Below are 19564 nucleotides of genomic sequence, written 5' to 3' on the forward strand. Positions count from 1 at the left end.
TGCCGGACGGCCAGCCTAGAGCCCGCCGCCGACAATGCTGCTGATCGGAGGCGTAACGGCGGTCGTCGGGGGAAAGCGGCTCGCCGGAAGTGCGCGCGCGCCGCGTGCACAAGAAGGGGACTGTCATGACTGCCGCAAGCGAGCCGGCCCGGGGTGCCGGCGCACCGGCCGGATCCCGGGGCCATCGAGGGGACGCGGGCGCGAAGACGAGCGCTGCCGCCACCTTCGCCCTGGTGTTCGGGGTGGCCGGTCTCTTCAGCGTGTTGACGGCGATCCTTGCCTGGTTGGGGCTGGTGCTCGGCATCATCGGGATCATCCTCGGCATCGTCGGCCTCAAGATGGCGCGCCGACCCGGGGTCACCGGTCGCGGCGTGTCGATCGGCGGGCTGGTGCTGAGCATCCTGGCCGTGCTGATCGGCCTCGGACTGGCCGCGGGCATCTCCACGTTCGTCAACAACGAGAACGCGGTGGACCGGCTCCAGACCCAGGTCGACAAGCTGCGCGACAAGCTCGACTGACGACGCCCGTGAGCGCGATGCCTCTGCGGCGTCACGACGACCCGGAGGCATCGCGCTCACCCGGTGCCGGCCGGGCCGCGACCCGTCACGGCCTGCCACAGTAGGGTGGGCGGCGTGCTCCGCCAGGTCACCGCGATCCGCTATGTCACCCCGCTGCGCGAGGGTGGGTCGCTGCCGGGCGTGGTGGAGGCCGACGACCTGGGCACGTACGTGGCGAAGTTCCGCGGTGCCGGCCAGGGACCCAAGGCGCTGATCGCCGAGGTGATCTGCGGTGAGCTGGCCCGCCGTCTGGAGCTGCGGGTGCCTCCACTGGTCGTGCTCGACATCGACCCGGTCATCGGGCGAGCCGAGCCCGACCAGGAGGTGCAGGAGTTGCTGCGCAACAGCGGCGGGGCCAACCTGGGGATGGACTTCCTGCCCGGGGCGCTGGGCTTCGACCCGCTGGCGCACCCCGTCGACCCGGCGCTGGCCTCCCGGGTGCTCTGGTTCGACGCGTACGTGGAGAACGTCGACCGGAGTTGGCGCAACCCCAACCTGCTGATCTGGCACCGGGAGTTGTGGCTGATCGACCACGGGGCCGCGCTGTACTTCCACCACAACTGGCCGCGAGCCGAGGCGGCAGTGCACCGTGCCTACCGAGCTGACGACCACGTGCTTGCGCCGTACGCCTCCCGGCTGGCCGAGGCCGACGCCGAGTTGGCTCCCCGGATCACCCCGGAGTTGCTCACCGAGGTGTTGGCGCTCGTGCCGGGGGAGTGGCTGACCGCCGCCGACTTCGAGACGGCCGACGCCGCTCGCGCCGCGTACCTGGAACATCTGTCCCGCCGGGTCGCCCGCACCGCCGACTGGCTGCCGCAGGGGAGCGCGGCATGAGGCACCCCTTCGAGTACGCGCTGATCCGGCTGGTGCCGCGCATCGAGCGCGGCGAACAGATCAACGTCGGGGTGTTGCTCTACTGCCAACAGCGCGACTTCCTGGCCGCGCGTACGCACCTGGACGCCGAGCGGGTCCGCGTGCTGGCGCCGGACGTCGATCTGCCGGCGGTGGCCGCGGTGCTCTCCTCCTGGGACCGGACCTGCTCCGGCGACGGGCCGGCGACCCGGATGCGGCTCGGTGAGCGGTTCCACTGGCTGGCCGCTCCGCGCAGCACGATGATCCAGGCCGGGCCGGTGCACACCGGGCTCACCGTCGACCCGGCGGCCGAATTGGATCGGTTGATGGCAGCCCTGGTCCGCTGAGCGGCGGCAGCTGGGGTCGGGCCCCTGATCGCGCTGCGCCAGCTCCGTTGCTGGCGGAGCGCGATCCCCCGTTCAGGTGCTCGGTGCGGGGCGGCGGTTGGTTCCCGCCGGCACCGGTGGCATCAGGATCGCCGTCCGTAAGGGTCGCGGAGCCGAAACGGTCGGGAAGTTGCGGAAAACTTGAGCCGGCGGACCAGAACAGGGGTCCGCGCGCCCTGCCGTTAGAGGTCACGCCCACCGGGTAGTCGCGGGAGCTGACCCGAGACGAGAAGGGGACATCTGATGGCTGCCCAGATCAAGGTAGCGGTGATCTACTACAGCGCCACCAGCATCACGTACCAGATGGCGCAGGCCGTCTGCGAGGCCGCCGGAGATGCCGGCGCCGACGTGCGCCTGCGCAAGGTCCGCGAGTTGGCGCCGGACGAGGCGATTCGCTCCAACTCCGGCTGGCAGGCGCACCATCTGGAGACCCAGGATGTGCCCGAAGCGATGGTCGACGACCTGGCCTGGGCCGACGTGGTGATCATGGGCGCACCGACCCGGTACGGCATGGTCGCCGCCCAGCTGAAGCAGTTCATCGACACCACCGGCCCGCTCTGGGCACAGGGTGCGCTGGCCAACAAGGTCTACGCCGCCTTCACCTCGACGGCGACCGCGCACGGTGGGCAGGAAACCACGTTGACCTCGCTCTTCAACGTCTTCTACCACTGGGGTGGCGTCGTGGTCGCCCCCGGTTACACCGACACCAGCCAGTTCATCGCCGGCAACCCGTACGGTGCCTCGCACACGAGCAACAACGGCGAGATCGCCCCGGACGCCGTGGCACTCGGGGCCTGCGCGCTCACCGCCCGACGTGCGGTGCTGCTCGGATCCGCGTTGAAGGCGGGCCTGGCCGGCTGACGGCTGGAGGCGACCGGTGGCACGGGCGGGGGCTCTCGGCCCGTCCACGCCACCGGTCGCATCAGCCCTACCCGGTGACGGGACGGCTATGCGCGCCCGCCCGTGGCGGACAGCTCGTCGGCGCGTGGTGCCGGCAGCAGATCAGTAAGCAGCTCGGTCAGCACCGCGAGCCCGTCCGGGCTGAGCACCGACTCCGGGTGGAACTGCACCCCGGCGAAGCCACGCCCCCGGAGGGCGTGCACGGCGCCGTCGCCCGCGTCCCGGGCCAGCTCCACCGGCCCGTACGCGCTGGTCAGCCGGTCCGCGTCCGCGCGTGCCGTGAACGTGGAGTAGAACCCGACCCGGCGGGCCCGGCCGAACAGCGACACCTCCCGCTGCATGCCCTGGTAGGGCGCCTTCCGGCGGTGCAGGGGCAGCCCCAGCAGCCCGGCCAGCACCTGGTGGCCGAGGCAGACCGCGAGGGTGGGACGGCCGGTCGCCAGCAGCTCGGTCAGCAACTCCCGCAGCGCCACCATCTTCGGCTCGTCCAGGCTGCCCGGGTCGCCCGGCCCGGGACCGACCACCACCAGGTCGTAGTCGTCGACGGGGCCACCCGCGTGCCACGGTCGCAGGCTCACCGCGAGGCCCAGCGCGCCGAGCTGGTGGGCCAGCATCCCGGTGAAGGTGTCCTCCGCGTCCACGATCAACGCTTGGCGGCCGACCAGGCCCGGCAACCGGGACGCGTCCGGTGCCCGCTGGTCCAACCAGAACCGCGCCAGCGGCGCGTTGCGCGCGGCCAGCGCGTCGCGTACCTCCGGGTCGTCGGCCAGCCGCGCGACGGAGCCGCCGCTGGCGGACGCCGCCGGACCGAGGCCGAGCGCGGCCAGCACACCGGCGGCCTTGGCGTGCGTCTCCGCCACCTCGCCGGCCGCCGTCGAGTGCCGGACCAGGGTGGCGCCCACCGGCACCCGCAGGTGGCCGGTGGGGGAGATCTCGGCGGTACGGATCAGGATCGGCGCGTCCAGCGTCTGCCGACCGGCCTCGTCGTGGCCGAGCAGGGCGAGCACACCGGCGTAGTAGCTCCGGCCCCGACGCTCGTGTCGGGCGATCACCCGGCAGGCGTTCTCCATCGGGCTGCCGGTCACGGTCGGGGCGAACATCGTCTCGCGCAGCACCTCCCGCACGTCGCGGGTGCCCCGTCCGGCCAGCAGGTACTCGGTGTGCGCCAGGTGCGACATCTCCTTCAGGTACGGGCCGATCACCTGACCGCCGTCCTCGGCGACGGTGGCCATCATCTTCAGCTCCTCGTCGAGCACCATGTACAGCTCCTCGACCTCTTTCGGGTCGGCGAGGAAGCGCAGCAGTGCCGCCCGGTCCGCAGTGCCACCACCGGATCGGAAGGTGCCGCTGATCGGGTTCATCATGACGAGCCCGTCGTCGACGCTCACGTGCCGCTCCGGGCTGGCACCGACAAGCGTCCGGGTGCCGGTGTGCACGACGAACGTCCAGTACGCGCCGCGTTCGGCGACCAGCAACCGGCGTAGCGTGGCCAGCGCGGCCACCAGTGGTCGGCCCTGCACGGTGGCGTGCAGGGCGCGGTGGATGACGAAGTTCGCGCCCTCGCCGCGGCCGATCTCCTCGGCGAGCACCCGCTGCACGGTCCGGGCGTACTCCTCGTCGGTGACGTCGAAGGCGGCGTCGGTGGTGCGGACCGGTTCGTCGGGCAGCGTGGCCAGGGCGTCGGCCAGCGCGATCCGCCGATGCTCGCGGATCTGGAGGCACTCCAGCGGGGCGCCGTCGTCGACGCAGGCGAAGCCGCGTTCGGTGATCTGGCGGTACGGCACCAGGGCCAGCGTCCGCGCTCCGGGCGTGCCCGACGGCAGCGGAATGTCGGCGAGGCGGTCGACGGTGTCGACGGGGCCGGTGAACAACTCCAACTCGTCCGCGCCGTCGCGGCGCAGCAGCGCGAACGGGCCCGGGTCGGCGCCGCTGGTCACGGCGGTGAGCAGGTCGGTCAGGTGGGTCATCGAAGTCTCCGTGGGGCCGGGCGCCGCGGTGTCGAGGCGGCCATCCGGGCCGGGGAGAACCGGCGGCCGCCTCGATGGCGGCCGCGTGGATGGAGCTACGCGCGGAAGGTGGCCGCCGGGTTGGCGGGCCACCAGCAGGTCAGATGCGCGAGCATGTGATCCACCCTACGCGCCCGGCGCCCGCCTGGCACCGGGTAACTTGACCGGCGATGAACATTCTCGCGCTCGATCTGGGTACCTCCTCGGTACGCGGGCTCGTGCTGGACGGGGACAGCCGTCCGTTGCCCGGTGCCCTGGCCCGGCGCAAGGTCGACCTCGCCATCGGCGACGACGGCACCGGCACGCTGTCCGGCCCCGGCTACCTCGCCTGTCTGATCGACTGCCTCGACGAGTTGGCCGACGCGGGGCACCTGCACGACGTCGACCTGGTGGCGGTCTCCGCCCAGTGGCACTCGGTGCTCCCGCTCGACCGCGACGGCGCTCCGATGGGCCCGGTGGTCACCTGGTTGGACACCCGGCCCGCGCCGGTCGGCAATACGGCCGGCCCGGCCGACCCGGACGGCTTCCACCAGCGCACCGGCTGCTGGTGGCACCGCTCGTACTGGTCGATGCGGTTGCCCTGGCTGCGCGAGCGGTCCGGCAGCCCGATCGCCCGGTTCGTCGGCCTGCCCGAGTACGTGCTGGGCGAGTTGCTCGACGCCGCGCCCATGTCGGTGTCCCAGGCCTCCGGGACCGGTCTGCTGGACCTGCGCACCCTGCGCTGGGACGAGGAGGCGCTGACCCTGGCCGGCGCGCGGCCAGGGGACCTGCCGGCCCTCGGCGAGTTGGACTGGCACGGCCGGCTCCGGGCCGACCTGGCCCGCCGGTGGCCGCAGCTGGCGCAGGCCCGGTGGTCACCGCCGGTGGGCGACGGCGGGGCGTCGAACGTCGGCTCGGGCTGCGTCGATCCGAGTCGGGCCGCCGTCACCGTGGGCACCTCGGCGGCGGTACGGCTGATGCAGCGGATCCCGGCCGGCGAACCGATGCCTCGGCTCCCCGAGCGACTGTGGCGCTACCGGGTCGACCACGACCACGTTGTCACCGGCGCGGCGTACGCCTGCGGCGGCAACCTGTTCGCCTGGGCGAATCGGGAGCTGCGGTTGCCCCAGGGCGCTGAGCTGGACGCGGCGCTGGCGCTGGTGCCGTCGGGCGGTGGCCGACCGGCCGACCCCCGCTTCGGTGGCGACCGGCCGCCCGGCCTGGCGCCGGCGGGCAGCGGGCAGCTCCGGGGGCTCAGCTTCAGCACCACCTCGGTGGACATCCTGGCCGGGCTGATGCAGGGGCTGTGTGAGCTGGTCGCCGAGGATCTGGTGGTGCTGGAGTCCACGATCGACAAGCCGGTCGGTGTGGTGCTGGGCGGGGGTGCGGTGGCCGCCTCGGTGTGGTGGCGGCAGGCCTTCGCCGCCGCGCTGGCGCCGCGGCCGGTGTCGCACCAACGCAACCCGGAGATCGGTGCCACCGGCGCGGCACTTGTGGCGTTGGGTCGGTTCGGAGCCGCGATCGAGCTCGCCGACATCGGCCGGACGGACGAGCTGGTTTTGCCGACCACGGCAGGACGTTCCCACCCGCAGTATCCTTCCTGAACCTCCGCGTCGCCCGGGCCGTTGACAGAGCTCCCGAGCCTGGTTGGATGGACTGCGCTCCCCGGACCGCGGTGGACGCGGTAGGACCGAGGAGGCAGGGTGGCGGTGGGTTCCGACCCGGCGAACGGCACGGTGTCGAACCACCGCCGACGCCGCTTCGACGTCCGAGTTGTTCCGCATCGACGTCGGTCACCGTTCCGGTTGCGGGACTGGCGGATGAGCACGAAGCTCGCGACAGTGCTGATGGTGCCGTCGATGGCGTTCCTGGTGCTCGCCGGGGTGCAGACCAGCGCCTTGGTGGGGCGGACGACAGCGTTGAACGACTTCTCCCGCCAGGTCGGCATCGGTCGGCAGATCACCACAGTGGTGCACCAGCTCCAGCAGGAGCGCGACCGCTCGGCGGGGGAGCTGGGTGAGCTGCGCAGGGGCGGCGACCGGGAAACCGCGGTGACCAACCTCAAGCCGTTACAGACGGCGACCGACCGGGCCATCGTGGATCTGCGTCGGGCCGCCGAGCCGCTCGCGGACGCCGACGCGTCCTGGCGGGTCGCCTTCTCCGAGGCGTTGGAGGCGTACGAGCAGGTCGTCGACATCCGGCCGGCGGTCCCGCCGGCGGTGCTCAGCAGCGATACGATCCTGAGCAACTACTACCGGGCGATCGGTGCGATGCTCGACCTGCTCGCCGAGCCGACCCCTGGTCAGGACCAGCCCGCGTTGAACGACGCGGTCCTGCGCTATGTGCAGCTGGCCCGGGTCAAGGAGCTTTCCTCCCGGGTCCGCGCCCAGCTCTACGCCGCCGCCCGTGCCGGTGGGTACGGCACCGAGGACCGGGTGCTCCTCGCGGATCTGCGCGCCCAACAGTTGACAGCGCTCGGCGCGTTCCGGGTGGCCGCGACCAACGACCAGATCCGCCGCTACGACGAGACCACTGTGAACCCGGCGTTCCTGCTCGCCACGCGGCTGGAGGAACGCAGCCTGCCGGCCGGCGACGCGGCGCCGGAGGTGCTGCCGTCGGAGCAGTGGTGGGGGGCCAGTCAGCAGCGCCAGGACCTGCTGCGCCAGCTTGAGGCGGGGGTGCTGGACGACGCGGTGCGCCAGGCCGACGACGCCAGCGACGGTCAGCTACGGACCACCCTGCTGGTCGTCGGCGGAGTCGTCGTGGTCCTGCTTGTCGCCCTGCTGATCTCGTTGCTCGTCGGGCGGTCGGTGGCCCGTTCGATGCGGTTGCTGCGCAGTCAGGCGCTCCGGATCGCGCAGGTCGAGCTGCCGGACGCGCTGGACCGTTTGAAGACCGTCACCGGTGGGGTGCCCGGCATCGACGTCGCGCCGGCGGTGGTCCGCTCGCTCGACGAGATCGGTGAGCTGGCCGAGGCGTTCGTGGCGGTGCACCGAAGCGCGGTCACCGTCGCCGTCGAGCAGGCGCTCATGCGGCGCAACGTCAACGCGATGTTCGTCAACCTGGCCCGCCGCAGCCAGGTGCTTGTGGAACGCCAACTGGAGCTGCTTGACGACCTGGAGCGTGAGGAGAGCGACCCGGACCAGTTGGAGAACCTGTTCAAGCTCGACCACCTGGCCGCTCGCATGCGCCGGAACGACGAGAGTCTGCTGGTGCTCGCCGGCACCGATTCGACCCGGCGGTGGAACCGGCCGGTCGGCATCGGTTCGATGCTGCTGGCCGCCGCCGCGGAGATCGAGCAGTACCAGCGGGTCCGCATCGAGTCGGTGGCCGACGTGTACGTGGTCGGGCACGCCGTCGGCGAGCTGGTGCACCTGTTGGCCGAGCTGCTGGAGAACGCCACTGCCTTCTCCCGCCCGGACACCCTCGTGGTGGTGACCGCCAGGGTCGAGGCGGTGACCGCGCTGATCGAGATAGTCGACAGTGGGCTTGGCATGAGCCCGGCCGCGCTGGCCGAGGCGAACGCGGTGCTGGCCAGCCCGCCGGCCGCGGATGTCGCGGCGGTGGAGCGGATGGGTCTGTTCGTGGTCAGCCACCTGGCCGCCCGGCTGGGCGTCGGCGTGCGCCTCGACGGGGGCCAGGACGGCCTGGTCGCCCGGCTCGTGCTGCCCGCGGTGCTGCTGGCGCCGGCGGGCGCGGTGGAGCTGGATCCACCCGCGCCGGCCCGGATGCTGGCGACGAGCGCCACGCGGGGAATGACCGTGCAGCCCGGGGGTGCCCGGGAGGCAGGTGCCCCGGGGCCGGGCTTCGGCGCCAGGGACCTGCCGGTGGCCGGCCGGCGGCCGGGGGTGGCCGTGCCGCGTCAGGCCCGTCCGGTGCCGGTGCGCTCCGCGGATGTGCTGACCTCGCCCGGCGCTCCCGGCGGCGGTGCGGGCTGGTGGTCGCGGCAGGGCCCGTCCGCGCCGGCGGTGCCCGCGGCGGCGGCGCCGCCGGCCATTCCGGTGACCGGCGGCACGAACGAGCGGGGGCTGCCGGTGCGGGTGCCGATGGCGCAGTTGAGCGCGGTCACCCGTACGGCACAACCGACCTCGGCGCCGAACCGCGTCGACCTGGACCCGGAAGCGGTCAGCGGCATGCTCTCCCGGCTCTACAGCGGGGTACGGCGCGCCGAGGCCGAGGACACCACCGAGATACCCGCGCCACCGTCCGGGGGGCACGACGAAGGGGGACGACGACAGTGACGACGTTGAGCCAGGAAGCGCGTGACCTGAGCTGGCTGGTGAGCGCGTTCGCGGACCGGGTGCCGGGCGTGGCGCACGCGGTGGTGGTCTCCTCGGACGGGCTGCTGGTGGCGATCTCCGACCACCTGCCCCGCGACAACGCGGACAAGCTCGCGGCGGTGACGTCCGGGCTGATGAGCATCACGGCGGGCGCGGCGCAGCTGTTCGACGGGGATGTCGTCAAGCAGACGGTGGTCGAGATGGGCCGCGGCTACTTCCTGGTCATGCAGATCCGCGACGGTTCGATTCTGGCCACGCTGGCGGCCGGGGACGCGGACATCGGTGTGGTGGGCTACGAGATGGCCCGGCTGGCCAAGCAGGCGGGGGAGATGCTCACCCCGGCGCTGCGAGCGGAGCTGCAGCAGGCGCTGCCCCGCTGACCGGCCGGTCCGGGACCCGGACGGTCGCCGGCTCACCCGAGCCGAGCCGTCCGGGCCCGGCATTCCGGGTGGCGGCCCGCTCAGAAGCCGCCGTCGGTGATGACGGAGCGGTACCAGGTGGCGCTGCTCTTGAGCACCCGCCGCTGGGTCGGGTAGTCCACGTAGACAAGCCCCCAGCGCTGGTCGTATCCCGCGTCCCACTCGAAGTTGTCAAGTAGTGACCAGACGTGGAAGCTCTCCAGTGGCACCCCGGCGGCGATGGCCCGGTGCACGGCGGTGAGGTGGTCGCGCAGGAAGCTGATCCGGCCCGCGTCGTGGACGGTGTCGTCCGCGGCAAGCGTGTCCGCTGTGGGCAGGCCGTTCTCGGTGATGGTGAGGGGGATCGGGCCGTAGTCGCGGGTGACCCGGGTCAGCAGGTCGTACATCCCCTCGGGGTAGATCTGCTGCCACTCGGCCTCGGAGGTCGCCCAGCGTCGCACGGTGCTGCCGTCGCCGGTGACGTAGATCGGTGTGTAGTACTGCACGGCCAGCAGATCGACGGGCGCCGAGATGATCTTCAGGTCGCCGTCGCGGATGCCCTGGACCATCCGGCTCTGCGGGCCCAGGTCGGCCAGCAGGTCCTCCGGGTAGCTGCCCCTGAGCAGGGAGTCGAGGTAGAGGCGGTTCTCGTAGCCGTCGTAGAGGTGGGCGGCGGCGGCGGCCTGCGCGGAGTCGTCGGCGGGGTAGCAGGGGTGCAGGTTGAGCGCGGGGCCGATCCGGCTGTCGCTGCCGCTGGCCCGCAGCGTGCCGACGGCGAGCCCGTGCGCGAGTTGCAGGTGGTGGGCGACCAGGTAGGCGGCGTCCGGGTCCTGCCGGCCGGGGGCGTGGTGGCCGGTGAGGTAGCCGTTCTGCACCACGGTCTTGGGTTCGTTGATGGTGAGCCACGCCGGCACCCGGTCGCCCAGGGCGCGGAAGACCACGTCGGCGTAGTCGGCGAAGCGGTGGGCGGTGTCGCGCGACTCCCAGCCGCCGGCGTCCTGTAGTGCCTGCGGGAGGTCCCAGTGGAACAGGGTCGCCATCGGGGTGATGCCACGCTCGAGCAGGCCGTCGATGAGCCGGCGGTAGAAGTCGAGCCCGCGCTGGTTGGGCAGGCCGCTGCCGTCGGGTTGGATGCGGGGCCAGGAGATGGAGAAGCGGTAGCTGCGCAGCCCGAGGTCGCGCATGAGGTCGAGGTCCTCGGCGTACCGGTGGTAGTGGTCGGCGGCCACGTCGCCGGTGTCGCCGTTGCGGGTGCTGCCCGGGACGCGGCTGAAGGTGTCCCAGACGGACTCGCCGCGCCCGTCCTCCTTCGCGGCGCCCTCGATCTGGTACGCCGAGGTGGCCGCGCCCCAGCCGAAGTTGTCGGGGAAGCGCAGTGGGCCGGCGGGCCCGGTAGGTATCGACATGGATTCTCCTCATGGATACGGGGCCACCGCCGAGATTCGGGAGCGCTCCCAGAATAGGCCAGGGGCGGCCGGCCCGGTCAGCGGGCCGTCATGGCGGCCGGCGATGGCGGGTCGAGGCGGTTGGGGGCCCCAGACAGCGAACGAGGCCGGCCGGGCGGCGCGGCGCGCCTGTCCCGTCGGCCTCTTTTCCCATCGTGTACGGGGGTTTAGTGTGGGGACGGGGGAGGGCAACCCCCGTCCCCACCGTAACTGCACACACACGGGCGAGATTTGGGTCCTGCCGTGCGTGTCGCGCGGGAGCCGGGCCACGCGAGTGGCTCTGGTTCCACCTCCCTCCATAAGGCGGGACGATGGCTGACGACGGCGTCCGGGCTGGCCCGTCGTCGGCCCTCGGGCTGGTTCGCCGAGCCCGTCAGAAACGACCTCAGCGATCTTCTTGTTGGAACCTTGTCGATGGAAGCGCTCCCATCGACCGATGTTGCGACTGTAACGCCCGTCACGGCTTTGTGAAAGACCCAAAACGAGATCGAAACAACGGGCTGAACGAGTGGCGTGTGCGCTTGTTGTGGGAGCGCTTCCATGGCAGACTGTCGATTCAACGCGACAGGAGCCACATCGCGTGAGCGCGGGTTCACCGAGGGCAGCCGGCAGCACGATTCCGGTCACGGTCACCCGATCGCAGCCGGCGGGACCCCCTCCCGTGCGGGCCGCACCGCCCTACCCCGGCCGGGCCCGGGGGAGACCACCTTCCCGGCGCCTCGAATCTCCCGCGGACCACCACCACCCTCGCGGGCAGGCGCCTTCGCCGGGGACCGTCCCGGCCTGGTCCGAGGAGACACCGCGCACATGAGACAACTGGCAAGACGCCGTCGAGTGGCGATCATCGCTGCCGTCGCGCTCGCCGCGGGCGGGGTGACCCTGCCCGCCGGCGCCGCACAGGCCGCGCCCGCCTGCGACGTGGTCTACGCGACCAATGACTGGAACACCGGCTTCACCGCCAACGTGACGATCAAGAACCTGGGCGACGCGGTCAGCAGCTGGACGCTCAAGTGGACCTTCCCGAACAGCAGCCAGCGGGTCACCCAGGGCTGGTCGGCCAGGTTCAGCCAGTCCGGCAGCGAGGTCACCGCGACCAACGAGTCGTACAACGGCAACCTCGGCACCGGGGCCTCCACCACCATCGGCTTCAACGGCTCCCACGCGGGAAGCAACCCGAAGCCCACCTCGTTCACGCTCAACGGCACCCCGTGCAACGGCACCCCGGCCAACCAGCCGCCGACGGTCTCCCTCGGCCTGCCGAGCGGGCCGTTCACCGCGCCGGCCGACGTGCCGCTGACCGCGACCGCCAGTGACCCGGACGGGACGATCAGCAAGGTCGAGTTCTACCGCAACGGCCTGCTCATCAACACCGACACCTCCGCCCCGTACGCGTACACGCAGGAGGACCTGCCGGCCGGCAGCTACACCGTCCAGGCCAAGGCGTACGACAACGCCAACGGCGTCGGGGTGGCCGAGAAGGCGTTCACCGTCGGCGCCGCCAGCGGTCCGACACTTGTCGCCACGCCGTCCGCGGTGAGCGTCAGCGAAGGTGGCACCTCCACCTTCAACCTGAAGCTCAGCGCCGCGCCGACGGCCAGCGTGCCGGTCACCCTCACCCCCACCGGCGACGCCGACGTCACGGTCTCGCCGACCAGCACCACGCTGACCCCGAGCAACTGGAACACCGGGGTCACCGTCACGGTCGCCGCGGCGGAGGACACCGACACCCTGGGTGGCGCCGCCACCATCACCGCCTCCGCCACCGGCCTCGCCTCGCTGGCGGTCACCGCCACCGAGATCGACAACGACACCCCCGGCGGCGACAACACCTACATCGCGAAGTTCCTCGAGCAGTACGGCAAGATCAAGAACTCGGGCTACTTCAGCCCCGAGGGCGTGCCGTACCACTCGGTGGAGACGCTGATCGTCGAGGCGCCCGACCACGGGCACGAGACCACCTCGGAGGCGTTCAGCTTCTGGCTCTGGCTGGAGGCGAACTACGGGCGGGTCACCCAGAACTGGGCCCCGTTCAACAACGCCTGGACGGTGATGGAGAAGTACATCATCCCGTCGCACGCCGACCAGCCCACCGCGGGCTCCGCCGGCACCCCGCAGTACGCCGCGGAATACAACCTGCCCAGCCAGTACCCCTCGGCGTTGAACCCGAACATCTCGGTCGGGCAGGACCCGCTCCGCGCGGAGTTGCAGTCCACCTACGGCACCGGCGACATCTACGGCATGCACTGGCTGATGGACGTCGACAACACCTACGGCTTCGGCCGCTGCGGTGACGGCACCACCAAGCCGGCCTTCATCAACACCTTCCAGCGGGGCACCCAGGAGTCGGTGTGGGAGACCATCCCGCAGCCGTCCTGCGACACCTTCAAGCACGGCGGTCAGTACGGCTACCTCGACCTGTTCGTCAAGGACACCGGCGCCCCCGCCAAGCAGTGGAAGTACACGAACGCCCCGGACGCCGACGCCCGCGCCGTGCAGGCCGCGTACTGGGCGCTGACCTGGGCCAAGGCGCAGGGCAAGCAGGCCGATGTGGCGGCCACCATCGCGAAGGCCGCCAAGATGGGTGACTACCTGCGGTACGCGATGTTCGACAAGTACTTCAAGAAGATCGGCAACTGCGTCGGGGCCAGCACCTGCCCCGCCGGCAGCGGCAAGGACTCGGCGCACTACCTGCTGTCCTGGTACTACGCCTGGGGTGGCGCGTACGACGCCAGCCAGAACTGGTCCTGGCGGATCGGCTCCAGCCACAACCACTTCGGCTACCAGAACCCGTTCGCGGCCTGGGCGCTGACCAACACCCCGGAGCTCAAGCCGCAGTCGTCGACAGCGGTCGCCGACTGGACCAAGAGCTTCGATCGGCAACTGGAGTTCTACACCTGGCTCCAGTCGTCCGAGGGTGGCATCGCCGGCGGCGCCACCAACAGCTGGGACGGCAGCTACGCCCAGCCGCCGTCGGGCACCAGCACCTTCTACGGCATGTTCTACGACGTCGACCCGGTCTACAACGACCCGCCGTCCAACCAGTGGTTCGGCATGCAGGCCTGGTCGATGCAGCGGATCGCCGAGCTGTACCTGCAGACCGGCAACGCGAAGGCCAAGGCGCTGCTGGACAAGTGGGTGCCGTGGGCGATCGCCAACACCACCGTCGGCACCAACTGGTCGATCCCGTCGGACATGGCGTGGACCGGTCAGCCGACCACCTGGAACCCGTCCAGCCCGCAGCCGAACACCAACCTGCACGTCGAGGTGATCAGCAAGGGCCAGGACGTCGGCGTCGCCGCCGCCTACGCCCGGATCCTGATCGCGTACGCGGCCAAGTCGGGCAACGCGGCGGCCAAGACGACCGCCAAGGGTCTGCTCGACGGGCTTTCCGCCGCCAGCGACGCCAAGGGTGTCTCCACCACCGAGAAGCGTGGCGACTACCGGCGCTTCGACGACACCTACAACGCCTCCACCGGGCAGGGCATCTACGTCCCGCCGGGCTGGACCGGGAAGATGCCGAACGGTGACGCCATCGCCGCCGGCAAGAGCTTCCTCGACCTCCGGTCCTTCTACAAGAACGACCCGGACTGGCCGAAGGTGCAGGCGTACCTGAACGGTGGCGCGGAGCCCAGCTTCAACTACCACCGGTTCTGGGCACAGGCTGACGTCGCCATGGCGTACGCCGACTACGGCAGCCTGTTCCCGAACGGCTGACGACGACCCGGGGTGGGTGGCGTGGACCGCCCACCCCGGGATCCGGCCCGGGTCCGAGGAACGACGGACCCTGGCCGGCGGACGGCCTGACACCCACGGTCAGGCCGGGGTGGGCCGGCCATCTGGCCGACGCAGCGGATCGGCTGGCCCACCCCACCGCCCGGACTGGAGCCAACCGCGAAAAAGCCCAGAAATTCGGGCCGTCACGGGATCACGCCGAGGTCCGTAACGGAGTAACGTACGTCACCGGAGAGGCCGCTCCCCCCGTGGCGGCCTCTCCACTTTTTTTGCCCGCACCGCCCGGCTCGGCGCCGGTTCAGCCCGGCGGTGCCGTCGGCTCTCCGCCGACCGGATGACGCAGACCGGGGTGCCCGGCCGGCAACGACCGCCGCAGCACCACCCAGCTCAACGCCAGCGCCGCGGCGACCAGCGGCCAGGTCAGAGCCACCCGGGCCACCACCAACGCGAGCACCTGCCCACCCAGGTACAGCGGTACGAACACCGCCAGCCGCACCAGGTAGGTCGCCGTCCACACCCAACTCGCCCGGCCGTAGCCGCGCAGCAGCGCCCGGTCGCGCCGCCACCGGGTGCGCTGGCCCAGCACCCCGCCCACCAACACACCGAGCAGCGGCCAGCGCACCACGATGCTGACCGCCCAGGCGAGCGCGCTGGCGGCATTGGACAACACCTGAATGAGAAAGAAATCCTCGGCCCGGCCGGTGCGCACCGCGATCAACGCCGCGACGCAGACGGCCAGCAGACCGATCAGCACCGAACGCGGCCGGTCACCCCGACGCAGCCGTACCCCGGCCACCAACGCGCCAACGGCCAACGCCGCGCCGATCCCACCCCACAGCGACTCACCGCCCAGCAACCAACCCGCCGCGAACGCGAGCGGCGGCAGTGTGGCGTCGATGGCACCGCCCCGCCCACCCAACAGGTCGGCCAGCGACTCGGCTCGCGCCCGCCCGCCAGGGCCCGGGCCGGGGTCCACCTGCTGGTCCGGGTCGGGTGCGGCCTGGCCACTGCCGTGCTCGGGTGTTCCGCCCATCGCCGCCTCCTCGCTCTGGCACAACCTAACCGTCGGCGGGCGGCGGGCCACCGCTCGGCCGGCCGACACCGGCCGCTACGGTGTGCGGATGCGCGCGACGGCACGGGGTTGGACCGCTGTCTGGTTGGTCGTACTGGCCCTCGTCCAGGCGGCCGCCCTCTTCGCCGTGTGGCGGGTGGCCCTGCACACCGAGATCGGCCAGTGGGTGGACACTGTCGCCCTCACCGGCAACCGGATCGGGCAGGACACCATCGAGGGCCCCGTCGACCGCATCCTCAACGCGATGTCGGTGGTCTCCCTGCTGGTCGCCACCGCGATGATCGGGTTCATCGCGCTGATCCGGGGACGGATCGCCCTGGCGATCACCGCGACCCTCCTGATCGCCGGGGCGAACGTCTCGACCCAACTGTTGAAGTACGGGCTGAACCGGCCCGACTACGGCGTCGACCCGGAGCGCGCAGCGGTGGGCAACAGCCTGCCCAGCGGGCACACCACGGTGGCCGCGGCGGTGGCGGTCGCGCTTGTGCTCGTGTTGCCGGCCAAGGTGCGGGCGGTCGGTGCCTTCCTCGCCGCGGCCTACGCCGCCACCGCCGGCGTCGCCACGCTCTCCGCCGGCTGGCACCGGCCCAGCGACGCGATCGCCGCGTACCTGGTGGTGGGTGTCTGGGCGGCGGTGGCCGGGCTGGTCCTGCTGATCACCCAGCGGGAGCAGGCCGAGGTCGCTCCCGGCGACGCGCACCGGACGGCCGCGCTGGTGCTCGGGGTGGGCGGCGTGCTCGCCCTGGTCGCCTGCGGGCTGTCCCTCACCTGGTTGGTCGACCTGCGCGACACCGGCCCGGACGAGTTGAGCCGCCAGCCCCTGTTCGTCGGGTACGCGGGCAGCGCGGCCGGGATCGCCGGCACGATGGCGGTGGTGATGGCGTTGGTGCTCACCGTCGTGCACCGGCTGGTGCCCAGGGTCAAGGGCTGAGCGGACCGATGGACCCGGTGCGCGCGGCGTTCTCCGCGGAGTGCGCGCAGCTCACCGAGATCCTTGCCGAGCTGGTCGACGCCGACCTTGACCGGCCCACCGACTGCCCACCGTGGACGGTGCGGGAGTTGGTCGCGCACGTGCGCACCGGAGTCGGCCGGCTGGCCGACATGCTCGCCGAGCCGGCCCCGCCGCGCGCCGAGGTCGACGCGGCCGGTTATTTCGGCACTGCGAAATTCACCCCGCAGGTCGACGCCGACCGGATCGCCGGGGGCCGGCGCGACGCGTCGCAGGTGGACCGGGCGGCGCTGGCGACCGAGTTGGACCGAGCCTGGCGGGCCACCGACGCCGCGGTCGCCGCCGTGCCGCCTGATCGCGTCGTACGGACGCGGCACGGCGACGCGATGGGCGTCACCGAGTTTCTGCGGACCCGGGTCGTCGAGGTGGGCGTACACGGTCTGGACCTGGCCGCCGCGCTGGGCCGGCCGCCCTGGCTCACCCCGCCGGCGGCCGGGGTGATCGCCGACCTGCTCACCGGGGGCCGACCGACACCGCCCGGGTTGGGTTGGGACCAGCTGACAGTGATCCGCAAGACCACCGGCCGGGCGGCGCTGACCGCCTCGGAGCAGTCCGCGATCGACGCTGCCGGCTTCCGCTGGCTCGCCTTCGGCCGCTGACGCACGCGGATCTCCGAAGGAGGCGGTGTCGCCCGGGGACTGGTCGCTGGCGATCAGCTCGCGGAGCGGGGCGCGGGGACGTGCGGGGCGACGCCGCGCAGGTGGGTCAGCACCACCGGGTCGATCCGCCCCGGCACCAGCCGCTCCTCCAGGTTCTCCAACCCCGCCCAGGAGACCAACGCCGCTTCGGTGCCGCCGTCGGCCACCGGGTGGCCCAGCGCGGCGAGCAACGTCGCCACCTCGTCGGCGACAGCGCCGCTCAGGTCGAGCAGGGTGACCGGGTCGGGCCGGCTGAACAGCATGGTGTGCACGGCGAGCAGCCGACCCAGCTCGGCGACCGGGTCCGGGTGGTCGTCCACCCGAAGGTCGACAAGCACGTCGCTGGTGCCGCCGTACCCACCGCCGCGCTCCACCACCAGCAGGCCGGCGCTCTGCCGGCCCCGCCGGTCACCGCCGGCCTCGTCGCCGGCCCGCAACGCCGCGACCAGCCGCTCGGCGAACGGCAGCGCCGACCCGGCCAGCCAGGCGTCGCCCAGTGCGTCGACGACCTCCGGGCCGGTGAGCACGTTGCCCTGGGCGGCCCACCCGTCGCCGGTCCGCCCGCCCGCCCACGGGTGGCAGGCCGGTCCGGTCCAGGTGGCACCCGAACCGTTGACGCCCACCACGCCGAGCTGGCGGTGCTCCCGCTCGGGGTCCGCGGCGATCAGCCCGGCCACCACGTCGGCCGGGGCCACCCCGGTGCGCAGCAGGGTGAGGCCCTGCGGACGGTAGGCGAGGTTGACGTGCGCCTGGGTGGCCAGTGCGCCGACCTCGGCGGCGGCGGCCGGCACCAGCGCCCCGGCGGCGAGGAACTTGCTGGCGACGGCGACGCCGTGCAGGCGACCGTCGGTGGAGCGGGCGACAAGCGAGAAGGTCACCCGCCGAGACTAGGGCCTGTGTCAAAGTCCTCGGTCGAGCCGAGGCGGAGTCCAGGCGGCGGTCCGGCAAGGCGGATATTCGTCCGGATACCGGTGTTGTATCCGGACGAATATCCAACGCGGCCGGTCGTCGTCTGGGCCCGCCGCAGGCCGGCCAGGGGCTTTGACACAGGCCCTAGACCCGCCTGGGCGGAGCACCGTCGTACCGTGTTGGCTCAGAACGGTGGCGCGGCGGGCTCCGGTGGGGCACCGTGCGCCCGGCGGGCGTCGACGACCGCGACCGCGACCAACACCACCACCCCGGCCGCGGTCGCGACCACACCGGGCAGGTGCAGCAGTGGCACCGACGCCGCCACCAGCACCGTGAGAGCAACCCACCGGGACGGGGAGACCCGCCCGAACACCTCGTACTCCAGGCGGGCCCGGCCGGCCAGGAACAACGCCGGCCCACCGAGCACCATGGCCAACCAGGCGCCGGGGATCGTCTCCAACGGATGCTCGATGATCAGCTCATAACCGATCGCGGTGGCGGCGAGGCCGATCACCATCAGCAGGTGGGTGTCGGCGGCCGAGCGGCCGATGTTGGCGGGGTGCCGGGCCTTCACCACCGCCTCGCCCAGGATCCGCCCAGCCCGCTGGACGTAGATCCGCCACAGCATGATCGAGGTGGCCAGGGCCAGCGCGAACGCCCACACGTGCCCCGACTCGTACGGCCCCATGCTGTACGCGAAACCCGCCACCAGGATCGTCTCGCCCAGCGCGACGAGGAAGAACTGCTGGTACCGCTCGGCCAGGTGCTCCCCGGCGATCTCCCACTTCGACACTGTCGAGCGGCCCAGCCCCGGCACCGGCCAGCCACAGCGGGCAGCCAGGTACTCGATCACCAGCGCCGCCGACCAGAGCACCACCTGCACATTGGTGGTCATCATCGCGCCACTGATCCAGAACACCCCGCTGAACGCGAACACCACCGCCATGCGCACCTTCAGCCGGCGGTACGGGTGGGCGCCCAGCGCGATCGACAGGATCAACGGCCGGGTCAGCTGCGCGACCACGTACGCCACCGCGAACATCAGCGCGGTCTCGCTGAACGCCCGGGGGATCGCCACCCCCATCAGCATGCTGCACACCAACGCGGTGATCACCACGGTCTGCAGCGGCACCCGGTACGGGTCGTAGCGGCTTGTCGTCCACGCGGTGCCCTGCCAGACCGACCAGAGCGCGAGCAGCAGCAACAACGTCTTGCCACTCCCGGTGACCGCCGCCCTGGCGTGCTCCCGAGCCGGCCCGTCGGTCAGATCCTCGAACGCGCGGGCCGAGATCCGGGTGAGCGCGAAGACGTACACCAGGTCGAAGAAGAGCTCGAGGAAGGTCGCCCGGCCCGGGTCGCGCTTGGCCGGCTCCAGGTGCCCCGCTGCCCTGGAACCCATGG

The 19564-nt window shown here is 72.1% G+C and carries 15 protein-coding genes; 10 read left to right on the top strand and 5 right to left on the bottom strand.

The annotated features are described in order from the left end of the window. Positions 1 to 125: 125 nt before the first annotated feature. The 4 genes from ABZU25_RS16370 (at position 126) to wrbA (ending at position 2656) form a co-directional block, all read left to right on the top strand. On the top strand, positions 126 to 518 hold the full coding sequence (locus ABZU25_RS16370) for a hypothetical protein (protein ID WP_355030154.1): 393 nt from the start codon (positions 126 to 128) through the stop codon (positions 516 to 518). A 114-nt stretch (positions 519 to 632) separates the two neighbouring features. Next, on the top strand, positions 633 to 1391 hold the full coding sequence (locus tag ABZU25_RS16375; RefSeq protein WP_355030155.1) for a HipA family kinase: 759 nt from the start codon (positions 633 to 635) through the stop codon (positions 1389 to 1391). Further along, positions 1388 to 1756 carry a DUF3037 domain-containing protein gene (locus ABZU25_RS16380; protein WP_355030156.1) on the top strand — a complete coding sequence of 123 codons (369 nt, stop codon included), beginning with the start codon at positions 1388 to 1390 and terminating at the stop codon, positions 1754 to 1756. Before ABZU25_RS16375 ends, ABZU25_RS16380 begins: the two co-directional genes overlap by 4 nt. Positions 1757 to 2038: 282 nt before the next feature. Beyond that, positions 2039 to 2656 (top strand): NAD(P)H:quinone oxidoreductase, encoded by a 618-nt coding sequence (gene wrbA / locus ABZU25_RS16385; protein ID WP_355030157.1) that lies wholly within the window; start codon positions 2039 to 2041, stop codon positions 2654 to 2656. A gap of 86 nt (positions 2657 to 2742) precedes the next feature. On the opposite strand, the gene ABZU25_RS16390 is transcribed toward wrbA, so the two are convergent. Further along, positions 2743 to 4662, bottom strand: a complete 1920-nt coding sequence (locus ABZU25_RS16390) for an anthranilate synthase family protein (protein ID WP_355030158.1) — start codon at positions 4660 to 4662, stop codon at positions 2743 to 2745. 209 nt (positions 4663 to 4871) lie between these two features. On the opposite strand from ABZU25_RS16390, the gene ABZU25_RS16395 reads away from it, so the two are divergent. From ABZU25_RS16395 to ABZU25_RS16405, 3 genes are all read left to right on the top strand, one after another. Continuing rightward, complete coding sequence (locus ABZU25_RS16395) at positions 4872 to 6284, top strand: FGGY family carbohydrate kinase (RefSeq protein WP_355030159.1); 1413 nt, start codon at positions 4872 to 4874, stop codon at positions 6282 to 6284. Positions 6285 to 6500: 216 nt separating this feature from the next. Further along, on the top strand, positions 6501 to 8921 hold the full coding sequence (locus ABZU25_RS16400; protein WP_355030160.1) for a nitrate- and nitrite sensing domain-containing protein: 2421 nt from the start codon (positions 6501 to 6503) through the stop codon (positions 8919 to 8921). Positions 8922 to 8926: 5 nt separating this feature from the next. Next, entirely contained in the window at positions 8927 to 9340 is a 414-nt protein-coding gene (locus ABZU25_RS16405; protein WP_355030161.1) for a roadblock/LC7 domain-containing protein, read from the top strand. An 80-nt stretch (positions 9341 to 9420) separates the two neighbouring features. On the opposite strand, the gene ABZU25_RS16410 is transcribed toward ABZU25_RS16405, so the two are convergent. After that, positions 9421 to 10764 carry a GH1 family beta-glucosidase gene (locus ABZU25_RS16410; protein WP_355030162.1) on the bottom strand — a complete coding sequence of 448 codons (1344 nt, stop codon included), beginning with the start codon at positions 10762 to 10764 and terminating at the stop codon, positions 9421 to 9423. A gap of 846 nt (positions 10765 to 11610) precedes the next feature. Here ABZU25_RS16410 and ABZU25_RS16415 point away from each other — a divergent pair. After that, entirely contained in the window at positions 11611 to 14517 is a 2907-nt protein-coding gene (locus ABZU25_RS16415; RefSeq protein ID WP_355030163.1) for a glycoside hydrolase family 48 protein, read from the top strand. Positions 14518 to 14833: 316 nt separating this feature from the next. Here ABZU25_RS16415 and ABZU25_RS16420 read toward each other — a convergent pair whose 3' ends face one another. Further along, complete coding sequence (locus ABZU25_RS16420; RefSeq protein WP_355030164.1) at positions 14834 to 15568, bottom strand: DUF3159 domain-containing protein; 735 nt, start codon at positions 15566 to 15568, stop codon at positions 14834 to 14836. A gap of 82 nt (positions 15569 to 15650) precedes the next feature. On the opposite strand from ABZU25_RS16420, the gene ABZU25_RS16425 reads away from it, so the two are divergent. Continuing rightward, the gene (locus ABZU25_RS16425) at positions 15651 to 16538 is read left to right on the top strand and encodes a phosphatase PAP2 family protein (protein WP_355030165.1); all 888 of its coding nucleotides are present in this window, start codon (positions 15651 to 15653) and stop codon (positions 16536 to 16538) included. 8 nt (positions 16539 to 16546) lie between these two features. Next, a complete protein-coding gene (locus ABZU25_RS16430) occupies positions 16547 to 17215 on the top strand; it encodes a maleylpyruvate isomerase N-terminal domain-containing protein (protein WP_355030166.1) in 669 nt (222 codons plus the stop codon). A 53-nt stretch (positions 17216 to 17268) separates the two neighbouring features. Here ABZU25_RS16430 and ABZU25_RS16435 read toward each other — a convergent pair whose 3' ends face one another. Further along, a complete protein-coding gene (locus ABZU25_RS16435) occupies positions 17269 to 18132 on the bottom strand; it encodes a DUF1028 domain-containing protein (RefSeq protein WP_355030167.1) in 864 nt (287 codons plus the stop codon). 215 nt (positions 18133 to 18347) lie between these two features. Next, entirely contained in the window at positions 18348 to 19562 is a 1215-nt protein-coding gene (locus ABZU25_RS16440; RefSeq protein WP_355030168.1) for a low temperature requirement protein A, read from the bottom strand. Between the last annotated feature and the right edge of the window lie 2 nt (positions 19563 to 19564).

It is taken from the genome of Micromonospora sp. NPDC005215 (assembly GCF_040607915.1).
Taxonomy (GTDB): Bacteria; Actinomycetota; Actinomycetes; order Mycobacteriales; family Micromonosporaceae; genus Micromonospora.